Raw genomic sequence first — 16,026 nt, forward strand, 5'->3', positions numbered from 1 at the left:
CTCTTTCTTAACGGAACAGACCGTCTCCACCCATTATCTTGGCTACTCTGTCTGCTAACAGCAGCAGAACCATGTTCACAAGAGAACGGAACAAGCTGACTGCCGTTGAGAAGGAAAAGTCTGTTGCAGATTGGAATGTAATCCGATAGATGTATACATCCAATACTTCGGATACATTTTTGGTCGCTGCGTTTGCCAAGTTAAAGATCTGATCAAAGCCTGAAGACATGAGTCCGCCAACCGATAGAATAAACATAATCGTTACGGTCGGAAGAATATTTGGAAGCGTAATGCGGAACATTTGCTGCATGCGTGACGCTCCATCAATCTCTGCCGACTCATATTGATCCTGATCAATACCAGATATTGCTGCCAGATAAATGATCGCGCCCCATCCGGTTGATTTCCAGATATCCGTAAAGATGATCATCGGAACGAACATGCTCTCTGAGCCTAGGAAATTGATCGTTGGCAAGCCTAGCATCGCCAGCGCACTGTTTACGAGTCCGTCGTAAGCGAGGACGTTGATGACGACCCCAGAGACGATAATCCACGATAGAAAGTGTGGAAACGTAAGCACGGTTTGGAATAGCTTCTTCGTACGGCGCATGCGCAGTTCATTCAACATTAACGCTACTAGAATAGGAAACGGAAATTGAATGATCAGCTTGATAATATTGATATATAAGGTTCTCCATACCGCATCTAGAAAAGCAGGATCACGGAACACATACATGAAATTCTCAAACCCTACCCACGGACTTCCCAATATTCCAAGGTTTGCTTTATAGTCCTTGAACGCTAAAGAAAGACCGCCCATCGGCATGTAGGCAAACACGATCAACCAGACAAGTCCCGGTATTAGCAGGGTGTATACCATGCGGTGCTTCCAGATTTCAGTAAAGAGTGACCTTGCTCTCGATCGCCCTTTCCCATCTCCATTCGGTCCCTCTATTGCAGCCGATTTCAAAACACATCTCCCCTCTCTGTCTATTGATGATTTTCAAATAAAAAATCAAATGTTGTCTTCAGATGCTCCTCCCAAAACAGCCAATCATGGGTGCCAGGTCCTTCAACATATTGAAAGTGAAAGTTCGTATCTTGCATATAGGAAGCAAACTCTCGATTCATCTCAATGAAAGGATCACTAGAGCCGCAGCAGCACAAGATGGAAGGAAGGGATGAACCTTCGTTCAATCTCCTTGCAGCAAGCTGGTAGAGGTCATCCCCAGATTCTACTTTAAGCTCTAGTCCAAATGCGGCTTGCATCTCTTTTTTCATCCGATCAGGCATCTTAGGGTCTACTAGGCGCTTTTGAATGTCAGTTACGCCTGATAAGGACACGGCCTTGGCATACTGATCGGGATAAGTAAGAGCACATTTTAATGCGCCGTAGCCCCCCATGGACAGACCAGCAATATAAGTATTTTCAGGGTTCGTGTTTATATGGAACAGATTGGTGCACAGTTCAGGAAGCTCTTTGGTCATGTAATGAAAATAATTAAGGCCATATTTCATGTCCGCATAATAGCTTCGGTTTGCCTCTGGCATAATGACTGCGCAGTTGTATTTTTGTGCGTACATTTCAATCGTTGTCAACCGCTGCCATGTGCTCGCATTATCACCTGCACCATGCAGCAAATACAGCGTACTGGATGGTGGAATTCGTGATTCCAAGGGATAAACAACATGAATGCTGGTTGACATGCATAACGTTGTTGAACCTGTGTCTATCGTTACATGTGCCATATGGAATCCCTTTCATTTAAGAAAATAATTAATCGACTTCCCTCTTTGTTTTCTGGGCTTTCCACCTCTACAATCTCCATTCGAGTGTTCGGACTTTGTCTTCGAAGAACGGTAATGAACACAATGTTGATGAAATGAAAGCGATTTATTCGAATCGTTTCGACTAAATCATATATCTGGCAAAGCTGACCTGTCAATCATTATTTTTGTAAAATATCAGAGGTATTGCGGTAAAATCGGAGATAATACCCATATAATAGTTAATATAGATATAGATTGCTAAAATTTATATTTATGCAATCGCTTACAGATTACTCGTTGACTTCGCTTAATAGGAGGAACTATAATTTATTTAGACAAAATTCAAAACGTTTCGAATAAATTCGAGAAGGAAATAAACAGATAAATACGATGAAAGAAGGATGCCTTAATGACGACTCTCCTTGATCGTTTTCTGCAATGCACCTTTGAAGAACAATTGAATATTCTTTCTGTTCGAGTATTGAAGAAAGGAGAAACAATCGGAGCATGGGATTTGACCTCCGATACGCGGCGTCCTCAGCATTCGATAAGCAAATCTTTTACATGCATGGCGGTTGGATTAGCGATCGATGAGCACAAACTATCCCTTGATACGACTCTGGGGGAGGTATTTCCTCAGTATGCACATATAGCCAATGTCGCATCTCCTGCGCTTCAACCAAGCCGCATTACTGTGGAGCACTTGCTGACCATGAGCAGCGGCCATGATTCTCCCCCGCTGTGGGCAGAAGAACGAGCTGCTTTAGTGGAGAAAGATTGGGTGAAGTACTATATGTCCCTGCCGCTAGATCGTGCACCTGGCACACAGTTTACATACAGCAGTGGCGATTCCTTTATGCTGTCCGCGCTTGTCCAGGCATCTGTCGGGTGTACCATACAGGACTATTTAACGCCTCGGTTGTTTGATCCGCTTGGAATCAAGCATGTAGATTGGGATGCATCCCCGATTGGCATCACGTTGGGATGTGCAGGCTTACGAATCAGCAATGAGGAGTTAAGTCGATTTGGCCAGATGCTCCTTCAGCAGGGAATGTGGCAAGGCCAACAGCTTGTTCCAAAAGAATGGATTGAACATGCAACAAGCAAGCATATTGCAAACACCGGCAGCATCGACTGGAGCATGGGCTACGGCTATCAATTCTGGATGTGTTCACACGACGCTTATCGAGCTGACGGCGCACATGGCCAATTCTGCGTGATCCTTCCTGCTAAAGAAGCTGTCATTGCCATTACTAGTGAGGAAGATCGAATGCAGGAAATATTGAATGTAGTATGGCAGGAAATCTTACCTCTGCTATAGGAGGAAATAGAATCGCAGAAGTACGCGGATTTTTTAACACAAACATGATTTTCAAAATGATGGCTATCTCATCTTTCGTTAACGAGCAACATATGTTAAACGATGAAGGGGCTTGTATTAAAGCCCCTTTTCAGTATGACTTCTTTTGCTTAAGCACCTTGTGTGGAAAAAGAATAGGCTCATTTGAATGTTTTCGATAACATTTTGATTTTGCATTCTTATTCATTTTATCTTCGTTAAACCTACTTCGTTATTAACATTCCGAAACCTTCTTACCAGCCATACATGCATAGGAACTTCCAACTCATTCTTCTTGTTTTTGATACAAAGACACGACCTCAATGAAGGTTGAAAAATCACACACGCTTTGTAAAGCGAAGGCTGCAGTGCAACATAGACAAGAGTTCAGGTGTTTCTATTACAAGGAGAAGTAAAGATAGTTGGAGGGACAATATACATGGTAAAAGGAATGATAATGATCACAATGATGATATTCGTCCTCACGGCTTGCAGTCTGCCCGATTCAAAGGAACAACTCGTTGAACAGCTCCGTCAGGAAAGCGCGCAGAGTATTGAAATTCATTATCATCAATACTCGATCAAGAGCAATGATCCTCTGATTTCTTCCCTACTTGCTGATTTTATCAGTAATTCAACGATAACAAAGGAGGCTATGGAAAAACCAATCTTTCAGCTTGTTGTCAAGAACGATCGCTTTACAATATTCGAGGAAGGGATTGTCCATAAGGACAAGCAATATCGGGTGGATACGGCCCCCTTAAGAAGTATATTAGCAGCAAGCTTTATCAACATGAAGGATATCCATGTTCCGAATCGATTGGGTTCTAAGGCAGTGTTTTTAGATACACAGGTTGATTTCTCGTTAGATTCATCGACTTATGACCTATTAATTCAAGACCTTAAGAGTTCCCAACCATTACTTAATCCGCCATGGATATCCGGAATCCCTTATCCGAATATTCGCGTAACAATTGGTGAGCACTTGATTGTAACATGGTTGTCACCGTCTATAGTAGGACTTCGTTTCAGTGACAATCCGATTGGATGGGTTCAGCTTCCCGACAGCAAATGGTGGGCTTGGCTTCAGGATCATCATGCTGAGGAACTAAAAAGAAACGGTCTGTTTCGCTATCAAACCGTATCGATGGAATTGCCAGACGGTTCCTATGTTGAAGGTAAGGACTCGAATCACCTAGATCAATTGTGGAGAATGCTTTCATCCGCTATCAAGCAGGAGTCAATCCCTGCTTCTGAGGTCGGTTCTACTCTTAATGTGGACTCGATCACCTTCAAGGATGAACGACAGCAAGTGATTATTAAGGTATGGGGTAACGATCTTATACAATATCAGGGTCAATTCTATTACAGTAAAGATATGTATCAAAAAGTAAAAAACTTGATTACGGCAGGATAATTGCCATACCGACCGCATCGGTTTGGCTTATCAGACGGGTTCGAAGGCTGTTGAGTAATACCCCAACAACCTCCCCCTTTCTCCAAGGCATTAACATAACTGTGCTTTGCTTTTAACGCCCGATCTTGCCTCTAACCTTCTCCAACATTGGTGTGGCAAGTGCACGTGCTTTCTGTGCTCCTTCCAGCAGGATCTGTTCGATTTGTGCTGGATCAGCCATTAACTCGATAAATGTTCTGCGAGGCTTCTCTAAATCGTTATTCATGACCTCAAACAAAGCTTGTTTGGCCTCTCCCCAGCTTATGCCCGACTGATATTTTTTTCGAAGCGCATTGGTTTGCTCAGACGAAGCGAATTCCCTATACAGCAAAAAGATACTCGATTCATCAGGATTCTTTGGCTCATTAGGAGGAGTGGAATCCGTTACAATTCTATTGATCATTTTCTTTAGTTTTTGAGAAGACGCAAAGAGCGGAATGGTGTTACCATAGCTTTTGCTCATTTTCCTGCCATCAAGGCCAGGGATAACAGCAGTATGCTCATCAACAACATAGTTTGGAAGCTTAAACGTATCGCCGTAATGGTGATTAAATCTCTCTGCAATATCACGAGCAATCTCAACATGCTGAATCTGATCTTTGCCAACAGGAACTTTATCCGTTTGAAACAGCAGAATATCTGCTGCCATTAAGATCGGATAAGTGTATAAACCCATATTAACCCCATGATCCCGTTCAATCCCTTGAGCGTCGTTTTTGTCCTGAATCGCCTTATAGGCATGGGCTCGATTCATGAGTCCCTTTGGTGTCATGCACGAGAGGATCCAATGAAGCTCGAATATCTCCGGTACATCCGATTGTCTGTAAAAAACAACCTTCTCAGGATCAAGTCCCATCGCAAGCCACGTTGCTGCGATCCCATAGGTTAAGGTTTTCAATTCATCTCTGTCTTGAATAAAGGTTAATCCGTGATAGTCAGGAATGAAGAAGATGGCTGTGCAGTCTTGACTGCTGGCCATTCCCAATGCAGGCTTAATAGCGCCAATGTAATTGCCGACATGAACCTTCCCAGTAGGCTTGACGCCTGTAAGAACGATTTCGTTGCTCATGTTATCCCTCCTCGTGAAAAATAAAAAAGGGGCCCTCATCCTAAAAAGGACGAGGAAACCCCGTGGTACCACCTTCGTTAGCCTGTAAAACAAGCTCGCTTTGCGTATCGAAACATGCATCATGTTTGAATACGTGTCTCTTGTAACGACGAGACTTTCGCCAAAGCCTACTTGCTAATGCTTTCGGTTTGGATGCTCAGAAGCCCACTTCAGTATCGTCTCACCACTGATTCACACCAACCATCAGCTCTCTGGAGGATTGACCATACGTACTCTCTTCATCATCGCAGTGTTATATGTGCATATAATTCTTTATATTATTACAAGAACTTCTGATCAAAGTCAAACGTCTTATACGCTTGTTTGTAAAAATGATAGGTTATCTGCTTAACGCTTCATCCATTTTCCATTTGTGAAATCTGGAATGGTGACAGGTTGGCCGCCCAGCGCAATGGATTCCTCAGACAATGCGGAAATACTCATCCATGAAGCCATGTCGTATACATCAAGTGGTGGCAGAGTTTGATTTTTTACACTTTCAAAGAAATCAGCGAATACGAGCCAGTCGATACCGCCATGCCCTGCTTTTACGCCTTCTTCAAAATACTTTTTCCAGATCGGGTGCTCGTATTGTTCTCTGAAGTTTTCAACATTGCCCCACTCTGGACTCCACACCGCATTATGATCATGGACGCCGTCTAAGAAGATAGAGTTGTTCTCTTCCGTGAACATTCCCTTCGTTCCACGAACCGTAAAGCCACGGGAATAATATCTTGGCAGCGTAGTATCAAGTGTCAGCGTAATCGTTTCGCCACGTGCACATTGGATAATGGTCGTAACGATATCTCCCTGCTTGAACGCTGCATGAGCTAACTCTGGGTCATTGCTTTTATTCTGCTTAATATATTCCTGCATGCCTCTTGCTTTTGAAGCAATGGAGACAAGAGAAACCATGCGATTGCCGCGATTAATATCCAGCACTTTCGCAATCGGTCCCAACTCATGTGTCGGATAGTTCTCACCATTGCGATTCATATATTGATCCAAGCGATAGTGTCGATTTTCACGCCCATATGCAATTTCATCACGCAGATCATGCATGTAGCCGCCTGAGCAATGGACGATCTCACCAAATACGCCTTGCTTAACCATATTAAGCACCATGAGCTCTTCTCTGCCGTAGCAGCAGTTTTCCAAGATCATGCAAGGCACTTTGGTTCTTTCATAGGTTTCAACCAGCTTCCAGCATTCCTGAATGGAATAAGCGCCGCCAACCTCAGAAGCGACATATTTGCCTGCCTCCATGGAAGCTATCGTAATTTCAATATGCGCATCCCAGGATGTGCATACGACTATGGCATCAATGGCGTCAATTGCAAGTACATCCTCGTAGCGCTGCGACGTGAAAGGACGCTTCCCTTGAGAACGCTCTACTGCTTTAGCCGCATGCTCCGTGCGATCTTCATAGAGATCACATACTGCTACTACTTCTACATCTGGAGTCTGAAGAATGATCCCTTCAAGTAGGCTGCTACCACGTGCACCCAAGCCAATAACTCCGACTTTGATTTGCTTACTCATTTCAGCACGCTCCTTCATAATGATGCAACTTCAATGGCGTAAGATTCCACAATTATCTTATAATGTGGATGAATACTCCTATTGTATCGAAGGTGGGCCCCCATTTATAGGTAGAAATGTAGTATAAACTCGTCTTTTCGCAACATCATTAGTGGTGTTCTTTCGGGAGCTGCCTTTATCATAATAAACAAGGCCTAGACCGCAAAGAACCACCTTCTCGTTCATCCATAAAATGTGCAAGAAACGGATCAAGCATAGCTGTTCAGCGTTAATCTGAAGCGGAACTGCATATCATCCTCAAACCACATCATAAAGTTGGTTCCCCATACGTTATTGTGCAGATTGAAATGGAAACCTCCCGTGAGCGGCGCATACGTATTGTCAAATTGCAGCAATCTGGCCTGCCCCGGACATACAAGCGGTGCATCCAGCGTCTCGATGACAACTGCTCCATCCGCTGCATCATAGTAGAGTCCGGATTGCACGCCATGCATATTTCGGTTGCCGTCTCGTACGACGGTTAGCGGCGAGATGCGTTTCCCCATTTTATCCATTTCCCATGCATTCGGATTATCAACCAGCGGAACGAATGAGAACCAGCTTGCCTCTGGAAGCCTGCTTGTCGCTCCAATATAAAGCCACATCAAGGATAGGCTCGTCCTTATGGAAAGTATACACGATGCTTAATTTGCAAGGCGCTCCATACTGATCGCACAGCTCCGTAGGAAGCTTCAGCTCTGCTGTCACCTTGTCCTTCCCTGCCTGCTGCTCCAGCTTAAGGGAACGCAAAGATGGTGTCGCAATGCGATGCTCTGGTCTTGGCTTCACGTATTCAATACCCGGCTTGCCGAAGTCATTGTCTGCCCATTCATGATGGATATCCAGATTCGTCAAATACTCTTTGAAGAATCGATCATAGCTCTCTTTGCTGAATGTTTCATAGCTATACGTACCTAGTCTGTTTGTCTCATTCGCCCATTCTTTACCGGTTCGGTCCAATAAGCGATTGATGGATCCATCTGGCGCGAAGCTTACCTTAAACTGCCCTAGATCGTAAAGCTCATCCATGGCTAATGTACATGCATCATGACTCGCAACCGCTGCGGGCTGGGCATTCATCGCACGCAGCCTAGCCGAAGCTTCCCTTGCCAAACCTTCAGGCAGCGCTTGAATCGTCGAATCCAAATAATCACGCTGCTCCTGCCACGAGCTCTCATAGAAACTGTAGGTGCGCTTGGTATTTGTAAAATAGCCTAGATAAGCGAATTTCTTTACATTCTTCCTCTCTATCACATCTTTAGCCCTCGCAGCAGCGAATTGCGAAGCGGAGTAGTCCGCAAAGTCAATAAGATAGACCGAATTGTTCAAGCCCCATGTATGCTCAGGTATTAACATTAACCGATTGCAGAACTGCGCATAGGACTCGCTTTGCGGATCCAATTGCCCTGTGCTGATCCATTCATCTCTAAGACGAAGCAATTCTCTGTATCTCGCAATTCGCCATGGATCAGAAGCAATCCCATGTATCCAGGTGTCCCCGATTTCCTCACGAATGACAGGCAAGCGATGCTTGATGGCCAGCAGCTTTTCAGCAAAAGCATCCAGTGTGGATGCCATGATCTCTGCTCCTGGGTATTCAAGCTGCAGCTGCTGGAACAGTTCGCGGACCTCCTCCAGCGTCGATGGACCATGATTATCATGGGTGTGAGCAAAGTATAAAGCGTCCTCCAGCCCTTCCATCTGAAAAGGCTTTCCATAGCTATCAGCATAATGAACGATAATCTCTGAGCCGTCTGCTGCCTGCCATACGAACATATTGGGCACCTTCGGATTCTTAGAGACCATGTTGACCCCTAAATGCAAATATTGAATACCTTGCTTCGCAAGCATGGGAACGATCGCGATTGTATGCCCCGGAACATCGGTCATTTTGGCAGCGATGGTGGTCTTGCCATACTTGTTATCCAGCTCCTTCGAAATGGAAAGCCCAAACTCAAATAACCGATCATCCATAATTTCCGTATGGGTTGTAAACGGCAAACCGTGCCAAACGATCCTGCCTTCTCTGATCGCTTCTTCCATTCGAAAGCGCATATCTGGAGATGCTTGATCTAAAAATTCATGGATTAACCATGATCCTGTCGTCCAGACAAACTTCACATTCCCTTCTTCCTTCCCTAACTGCTCAGACAGTTCAAGGGCCTGAGGAATAAATCCATTCATATATCGATCGACAACATTCTTTGCCAGATCCGTAAATCCAATATCCAGATGTGTTTTAAAAACGACGTGTACTCTTTTGATTGTTGTGGTCAAGAAATTCTACCCCTTTCAAGTATGAGCGACAATACCGATCTTGAGCACATTCTACTAAAGCAAGCTGGTTGCGTCTTTGTCTGAATGCGTCATCCTTTTGAAAAATAAGGACAGCTATGGAGTAGCCTAATCGAAGGGTTCTTCCTTTCGCTCAATACAAAGCGTTACAACAACTCTCACCTATATGGAGATATGACGGTCATATTGGACATCGCAAGGTTGTATAAACAGGACTTTTGTTTTTATGTAGAACTATGGCTGTCCATAAATTCTTACGGACGTTCGATCCTAAATCGAATAAATAATGCGTTCTCCCGAGATGTAAGGCAAACCGTAATCGGAGCAAAGCTTTGGCATCCGTTCTCGCATCCAATCGTGCATCTTTTCATTGCCCATTTGAAAAGCATAGAAGCCAATAATCGATAGCAGCATAAAACCTTCTAATCGAACAACCTCTTCTTCTTGGATGCTGGAATGACCATACACCCCTTCAAGGAACGTATCCCTAAGCTCAGCAGGGATCATGAGCGCTCCCATCGCAACATCAATGCCGTAATAGCGCGGACCAAAAAAGCCAAAATCGATAAAGCTAAGCTTATCATCTAGTGTTACGATCGTATTTCCCATTCCGATTTTACTATACCAAAATCTTCCGTTATTTGAGTCTATGAAAAAAACCGCATTTATCGCGGTTTTAGTAGATGCCACTATAATCTATTGTTGTATTCATATTGAAAGGGTAGTAGATTCCCTTTCAGCTCTTAGTTCCCATCCCTTGTAGTTAGATAATGCATTTGAACAAACTGCCCGTAGCGTCTGCTCTCTTTTAAGAAAAGGTGAATTTCAGGATTATTCGCTTTGAATAGTGGAATACCCGCTCCTAAAATATGAGGTGTAACCGTTATGATGTATTCGTCTATGAGATGATGCTTAATAAACGCATCAAGGATGCCGCCTCCACCCACCATCCAGATCTTCGCACCGTCTTCTTCCTTAAGTTTACGTGTAAAAGCCAAAACATCCTCATTCACAAATTCTACATGATCCGTCGAGCCCTTTTCTGTTGTAGAAAAGACGTAACACTTTTTATCGGGATAAGGAAAGGCATCTGTGTGTTCCAGCAGCCAGTCATAGGTACGCTTCCCCATAAGAACGGTATCAATAGATTGATACATCTCAGCATAGCCTGCGTCCCCTTCACTCTCCGTTTCCGTTAGCCAATCTAAGTTATCGTCTGCTCTGGCAATGTAACCATCCAAGCTAGCTGCAATGTATAATACAACTTCACGCGCCATAAGGAACCTCCTTAATATGTTCGTTTACATTTCTGATTACATGATCCATTTTATCTGCTATATACGACAATAATTGTCTTCTTTAAAGAAACGAAAGTGAATTTCATTGAGAAAATTTGTTTAACACCGTTAATGTATAGTCACTTCTTATCTTGCTCATATTCCTCCAAGATAGCATCAAGTGTATGCTTGGATTCTCGTGCTCTTTCCGATTGCTGGTCTGGTCCAGCATAGGTTATAAGTGCTTTCCAGAGCGCCCACCCTCTCGCTCGGTTCCAAGTGCCTTCATCGCAGCCTAATGCATCTTTAAAGGTCATTCTGCTCTTTCGATCAAAGAAGGTCCAAGCCATAGCGTAATCGCAAGCTGGGTCTCCCACCCCAAGTATGCCGAAATCTATAACGCCGCAAAGCAAACCGCGATGAACCAGCAAGTTTCCTGGAGCGATGTCGCCATGAACCCATACGCCTTTTTCTGACCAATGGGACGCCAAGGCGATCGACCATATTTCATGAAATTGTTCGGTTGGCAAGGCAGGTGAAAGCTCCGACAATGCAGCCTCTGTCTCATTGTTGTAAACGATCAGATCACCGCCGCGATGAAAATTATGCTCTCCTGCCAGCGGTCCTTGTGCCGCATCAATGGCTTGAAGTTCGATTAGAAAATGAGCTAAGTCAGCAGCAAATGGCTCCAGATCCGATATATTTGATCGAGAGACGGTATCTCCTGGCAGCCACTCATTAACTAACCATGGAAATGGATAGACTACCGTCGGCTTTCCTTTCGCGATTGGTGAAGAGATTGGCAATGAAAGAAACGGCTTAAGCTTTGGCAGCCAGAAAAGCTCTTTTTCAACCTGAGGAGCATACGCCGCTCCACTAGGCAGTCTGACAGTCATGGTATCGCCTAAGTGAAATGTGCGGTTGTCATGTCCTCCCTTCTCAACGGGCCGAATCGAAAGCATTGACCACTGCGGAAATTGATCATGTATAAGTTGCTTCACAAGCTCAACTTGAATCTCCACCATAATCGTAACATCCTCCTTATCTCTACTTATCTTCTATGATAAATGATCGTGAGCTTACAAGATTGTTCGATATCAGATGCATGAATCAATCTTAACAGAATTACGAGTGTATTCGCGGTCGAATTAAAGTATAGCCAAATATTATTTAACCTAGTTAAGTATGTTTCGGCATCCGCTAACATTACTATCCGTAGATTTGCAGGAAAATAAAAAGTGCTGAGTACTAACTCAGCACTTCCTCTTATCGATCTCGATTAACAAAGTAGTTCAATAGATGACGGAGAAAGGCAATACTGCGCGGCAGACGCTTCAATGCCTCCATTGCAAGACAATAATGCTCCCACATCTCTTTTCTAGCGCCATCCTGCCCAAGAATGGACACGAAGTTCGAATTGTTATTTTGAGCATCTTGACCAACAGGCTTGCCAAGCAGTTCGGTATTTCCTTCAAGGTCCAGCAAATCATCTTTGATCTGAAAGGCAATGCCGGCATGGTAGGCATATTTCTTTAAGGCTTCGATCTCTTTATCTGGAATCTGGGCCAAAATAGCGGGCATAACAAGGGATGCTTCAAAGGCGATGCCGGTCTTATAAAAACAAATCATGTTCAACTGCTCGAGATTCAGCGCCTTCCCTTTCGAATCAATGTCCATTGCCTGCCCCATGCACATTTCCTCTGTTTTTTCAGCGGAGTATTTCATTAAGGCAAGCACCGATCTCGGATCAAAACGTTCAAGTGAGGACTGCTCTTTGATGGCCTTCTGGATAAGAAACAGTCCTGTTAGCTCTGCTGTTGCAACATTGTGCACCTGATGAAGCGTTGGGCGTCCTCGACGAGTAGCAGCATTATCCTGAGAAGGCAGATCATCAAAGATTAAGGAAGCGGTATGCATATACTCAATTGAGCGCAGCAAAGGCAACATTTCTTCTGCTTTCAAGCCGTATTCGTTTACGCCTACAACCCAGGACAGAATTGGACGCAACCGTTTGCCGTCCCCTTCCAGGCTGTAATTCGCTGCGTCAATCAGCGGCTCTTTCATAGGTGATATTCCATTTTCCTTTGTTATCTTCAACTCACGATTGATCTTTTCCCGCAGTTGATTAATGGTGTTAAAGAATGCATCTTTTTCTTTCTGATCGTTTCTAAGGGATGTCACAAGCTGATCCCGCAGCAGTTTATCAAAGAAGTCTACGTCATCAGCCTTTCGAACCATTTGCTGAACCAGCTTATTAAACACGGGCATGCCTGCTGCAAAGATCTCCATGATCTCTGTATATTTCTCCGCGCCAACACGCTCTCTGCATCGTTTCAGGCCATTGATAGCACGGTCTAATATGACTTCTCTTGTTTTAGGATCGGCATGATGCACGTGGTGAATCAGATGATGAATAACTGCCCAGTACATTTCAAATGGATTAATGAGATCAGAGCGCTGATGCCGGTATTTTAAATAATAGGTATACGGTGTAACGGCCCCGTTGTTCAAGTCATCATGCATGTCGGCAAAATCATCCGCTAATTGATTATAAATGCCGTAATAGAACGTTCGTTGATCAAAGCCGTCATCCGCTTGAGCACCGATAACAGATCGAACGATTAGCCGTGAAGAGGAAGACTTTAAGATAACAGGAACAAAAAGTTCTTCATTGGTATAGCTTGCATAAGCAAGATTCTTAGCCCGGTCCTGCTCTTGCGAATGGAAGAATACATAGGATTGTTCAAAGAACACCTGGCGGGATGCCTCGTTTTGATAACCCTTTATATATTCAAATCCTTCTTTCAGCTCTGCATGGATGTATTGAATCAGCTCTTTGTTGCTTCCCTTCCATATTCCAAGCTCAGGAACAATCCCTGTAAGCAAGGCACTACGTATCATCCGCGAATACTGTTCCTTCTCCTGCAAGGTCAGTACATGAGAATCCAACAAATCATCAATAAATGGATACGTGAGACCATAAGAATAACCAAGCCGAATCGCGTCTCCCAGTCTCTTCGCTCTTTCTGAATGAGATATGCCTGCATCCAGGTCTTCGTAAACATGCATCAACACGCCGATAACAATCTTAATCAGTTTGCGCTGTGCATGTTCAGCACTCATGCCCTCAGGAATATGCGCAGCGACCCTTTTTAGTTTGTCAATCAGCCAGATGGTCGATGATTCAATTCCCATCTTCTGAGCCTTGCGGTACAGCTCAGCCAAGTCCATCATGGCAGGAGGGTTCTCTTTGGTTCCTTCCGAGGATTGGATAACATATTTCTTTACATCAGCTACAATTCGCTGTATTCGGCTATTTACCTCAGGTGAATCCAAGGCTTTGCCAAGGTCTCGCATGTAGATATAGGAGACGCTCCGATCCAGATAATCATCTAGCCTGCCTGTATAATTCAGCCATTGGATGTAAAGCTGGTAATCTCTTGTATCCGGCCTTTTTCTCCCTTTTGAGAACAAGGAGAAGAGCGAAGGCTTATGAATATGGCTTTTTTTCCAGAGCTGAATATCCTCAGTCAGCCCCGTGAGAAAGGATTGATTTTTAATCTGAGCATCAAGCGCTGAGAAATATTGAACCGCCTTCTGTTCAGCCAGCCGATAGCTTATTTCAGGACCAGCATGATCTATATGTTGTACACTCATTGGTTGTTCCCTCTGTTTCTTATGGGTTAAGGTACCTATTTATTAGTCAAGCATGATCGTTAATAAGGATGAATGCTTGTTGGGGCAACTTCCTTCATATAAGTTCATATCTTGTATACGAGGAAGAAAGATTTGGGTTACAGAATCATTTTCTAAATGAGACTGATTTTTTTGACCTTAACCCTTTAACATGCTGAAAAACAATACTTTCCAGCTGATCATGATCGTGATCAAAACAAAATAGGTTGTCAATTAACGATATGGTTACTATAATGGTAGTAACTTTTATTTAAGGGAAGGATGTTTTTTTTGAATGCACGTGTATACTTGCTAGCTATTTCCGCCTTTGTGGTTGGTACAGTGGAACTGATTGTCGGCGGAATACTGGATCTGATTGCTTCTGATCTGCATATCTCTGTAAGTGCAGCAGGTCATTTCATCACGATATTTTCGGTAGCATTTGCCCTATCCGCACCTATATTGATGAATATCACAGCAAGGATGGAACGCAAAAGGCTGTATTTGTTAGCGCTCGGCGTCTTTATCGTTGCCAACCTTATTGTTGCCTTCAGCTCGAGCTATGGGCTCACCTTATCTGCTCGCGCTTTATCAGCCATGAGTGGCGCTGTCATCATTGTGTTATCGATTTCACTTGCTTCTCAGCTTGTTCCTGAATCGCACCGAGGAAGAGCGATCGGGATTATTTATATGGGGATCAGCGGATCGCTTGTGCTTGGCGTACCGGTTGGAATGGTCATCGGGAATGCATACGGCTGGAGAGCGCCGTTCCTTCTGATCGCTGGACTAAGCGCTCTTGTTATGGTTGCAAATGCAATGTTTCTCAAGCGAACAGCACCAAGTCCAGTCGTATCGCTTCGTCAGCAATTGTCTGCGCTTTGCACGAAGAAGATCATTAGTGGACAGCTGATTTCCTTCTTGATGCTTACAGGTCATTTAACGCTATACGCCTATTTGACACCCTTTGTACATGCTAACTTTGACATTAGCCCTGCGATGATGAGCATTGTGTACTTCCTATTTGGCATCACTGCTGTAGCGGGCGGTGGATTAGGTGGTCTATTGTCGGATAAATGGGGAGCAACGAGGACGATCGTTCTGGTGCTGGTGTGCTTCTCCGCATCCATGTTTATGATGCTGTTTGCTGCACACGCTTCGATCTATGTATTCATGGCGATGATGATGATCTGGGGCGGTCTGAGCTGGGCCCTCTCTCCTGCACAACAGTCTTATCTGATAAAGCAGGCACCGAGCACCGTTGACATTCAGCTTAGCTTGAACAACTCGGTTATGCATCTCGGCATTGCAACAGGCTCCTTTATCGGCGGCATGGTTATTGAAAAGAGCTCTGTAGCCAACAACCCGTGGGTTGGCGGTCTTATCGCTCTGCTGGCGCTTGGCAGTGCTGCCTATTCGATCAGCCGCAAGCCGGCTTCTGTGACCGAGCCGATGGCGAAGTGCGCTTCGATCTCAAGCGCAGATTCCGTTTAACATAACGGATTTCATTTAATCAATCTTCATACGA

Annotated in this window: 13 protein-coding genes and 1 other annotated feature; of the genes, 3 read left to right on the forward strand and 10 right to left on the reverse strand. The window is 44.2% G+C overall.

Features of this window, described 5'->3' with window-relative positions; all coding sequences use genetic code 11:
* Nucleotides 1-7 precede the first annotated feature (7 nt).
* Together I2H74_RS15700 and I2H74_RS15705 are read right to left on the reverse strand one after the other, a co-directional pair.
* On the reverse strand, nucleotides 8-970 hold the full coding sequence (locus I2H74_RS15700) for an ABC transporter permease (protein ID WP_195575164.1): 963 nt from the start codon (nucleotides 968-970) through the stop codon (nucleotides 8-10).
* A gap of 20 nt (nucleotides 971-990) precedes the next feature.
* Complete coding sequence (locus tag I2H74_RS15705) at nucleotides 991-1,749, reverse strand: alpha/beta hydrolase (RefSeq protein WP_195575165.1); 759 nt, start codon at nucleotides 1,747-1,749, stop codon at nucleotides 991-993.
* Between the two features lie 430 nt (nucleotides 1,750-2,179).
* Here I2H74_RS15705 and I2H74_RS15710 point away from each other — a divergent pair, with 430 nt between their 5' ends.
* Nucleotides 2,180-3,091: a serine hydrolase domain-containing protein gene (locus I2H74_RS15710; protein WP_195575166.1), complete on the forward strand. Its 912-nt coding sequence runs from the start codon at nucleotides 2,180-2,182 to the stop codon at nucleotides 3,089-3,091.
* Between the two features lie 457 nt (nucleotides 3,092-3,548).
* On the forward strand, nucleotides 3,549-4,526 hold the full coding sequence (locus tag I2H74_RS15715) for a hypothetical protein (protein WP_195575167.1): 978 nt from the start codon (nucleotides 3,549-3,551) through the stop codon (nucleotides 4,524-4,526).
* A gap of 112 nt (nucleotides 4,527-4,638) precedes the next feature.
* On the opposite strand, the gene I2H74_RS15720 is transcribed toward I2H74_RS15715, so the two are convergent.
* From I2H74_RS15720 to I2H74_RS15750, 8 genes are all read right to left on the reverse strand, one after another.
* Complete coding sequence (locus I2H74_RS15720) at nucleotides 4,639-5,634, reverse strand: tryptophan--tRNA ligase (protein ID WP_195575168.1); 996 nt, start codon at nucleotides 5,632-5,634, stop codon at nucleotides 4,639-4,641.
* Between the two features lie 42 nt (nucleotides 5,635-5,676).
* Nucleotides 5,677-5,928: a binding site (T-box leader), on the reverse strand.
* Nucleotides 5,929-6,021: 93 nt separating this feature from the next.
* Nucleotides 6,022-7,215 (reverse strand): Gfo/Idh/MocA family protein, encoded by a 1,194-nt coding sequence (locus I2H74_RS15725; RefSeq protein ID WP_195575169.1) that lies wholly within the window; start codon nucleotides 7,213-7,215, stop codon nucleotides 6,022-6,024.
* Between the two features lie 248 nt (nucleotides 7,216-7,463).
* Entirely contained in the window at nucleotides 7,464-7,862 is a 399-nt protein-coding gene (locus I2H74_RS24735; RefSeq protein WP_229106726.1) for a hypothetical protein, read from the reverse strand.
* Entirely contained in the window at nucleotides 7,789-9,531 is a 1,743-nt protein-coding gene (locus I2H74_RS15730) for a DUF5054 domain-containing protein (RefSeq protein ID WP_229106727.1), read from the reverse strand. Before I2H74_RS15730 ends, I2H74_RS24735 begins: the two co-directional genes overlap by 74 nt.
* A gap of 288 nt (nucleotides 9,532-9,819) precedes the next feature.
* On the reverse strand, nucleotides 9,820-10,158 hold the full coding sequence (locus tag I2H74_RS15735; protein WP_195575170.1) for a hypothetical protein: 339 nt from the start codon (nucleotides 10,156-10,158) through the stop codon (nucleotides 9,820-9,822).
* Between the two features lie 134 nt (nucleotides 10,159-10,292).
* A complete protein-coding gene (locus I2H74_RS15740; RefSeq protein ID WP_195575171.1) occupies nucleotides 10,293-10,826 on the reverse strand; it encodes a dihydrofolate reductase family protein in 534 nt (177 codons plus the stop codon).
* 140 nt (nucleotides 10,827-10,966) lie between these two features.
* A complete protein-coding gene (locus tag I2H74_RS15745; protein WP_195575172.1) occupies nucleotides 10,967-11,851 on the reverse strand; it encodes an aminoglycoside phosphotransferase family protein in 885 nt (294 codons plus the stop codon).
* Nucleotides 11,852-12,092: 241 nt separating this feature from the next.
* Nucleotides 12,093-14,483, reverse strand: a complete 2,391-nt coding sequence (locus I2H74_RS15750; RefSeq protein WP_195575173.1) for a polyprenyl synthetase family protein — start codon at nucleotides 14,481-14,483, stop codon at nucleotides 12,093-12,095.
* Nucleotides 14,484-14,792: 309 nt separating this feature from the next.
* Between I2H74_RS15750 and I2H74_RS15755 the strand changes: the two genes are divergently transcribed.
* Nucleotides 14,793-15,992 carry an MFS transporter gene (locus tag I2H74_RS15755; RefSeq protein ID WP_195575174.1) on the forward strand — a complete coding sequence of 400 codons (1,200 nt, stop codon included), beginning with the start codon at nucleotides 14,793-14,795 and terminating at the stop codon, nucleotides 15,990-15,992.
* Nucleotides 15,993-16,026: the final 34 nt, after the last annotated feature.

It is taken from the genome of Paenibacillus sp. 1001270B_150601_E10 (assembly GCF_015558675.1).
In the GTDB taxonomy this organism is placed as follows: domain Bacteria; phylum Bacillota; class Bacilli; order Paenibacillales; family Paenibacillaceae; genus Paenibacillus_B.

Excerpts from the sequence above, each read along its gene's own strand:
- I2H74_RS15720 (WP_195575168.1), bottom strand. The coding sequence starts at position 5,634 with ATGAGCAACGAAATCGTTCTTACAGGCGTCAAGCCTACTGGGAAGGTT.
- I2H74_RS15705 (WP_195575165.1), bottom strand. The coding sequence starts at position 1,749 with ATGGCACATGTAACGATAGACACAGGTTCAACAACGTTATGCATGTCA.
- I2H74_RS15745 (WP_195575172.1), bottom strand. The coding sequence starts at position 11,851 with ATGGTGGAGATTCAAGTTGAGCTTGTGAAGCAACTTATACATGATCAA.
- I2H74_RS15725 (WP_195575169.1), bottom strand. The coding sequence starts at position 7,215 with ATGAGTAAGCAAATCAAAGTCGGAGTTATTGGCTTGGGTGCACGTGGT.
- I2H74_RS15715 (WP_195575167.1), top strand. The coding sequence starts at position 3,549 with ATGGTAAAAGGAATGATAATGATCACAATGATGATATTCGTCCTCACG.
- I2H74_RS15750 (WP_195575173.1), bottom strand. The coding sequence starts at position 14,483 with ATGAGTGTACAACATATAGATCATGCTGGTCCTGAAATAAGCTATCGG.
- I2H74_RS15710 (WP_195575166.1), top strand. The coding sequence starts at position 2,180 with ATGACGACTCTCCTTGATCGTTTTCTGCAATGCACCTTTGAAGAACAA.
- I2H74_RS15735 (WP_195575170.1), bottom strand. The coding sequence starts at position 10,158 with ATGGGAAATACGATCGTAACACTAGATGATAAGCTTAGCTTTATCGAT.
- I2H74_RS15740 (WP_195575171.1), bottom strand. The coding sequence starts at position 10,826 with ATGGCGCGTGAAGTTGTATTATACATTGCAGCTAGCTTGGATGGTTAC.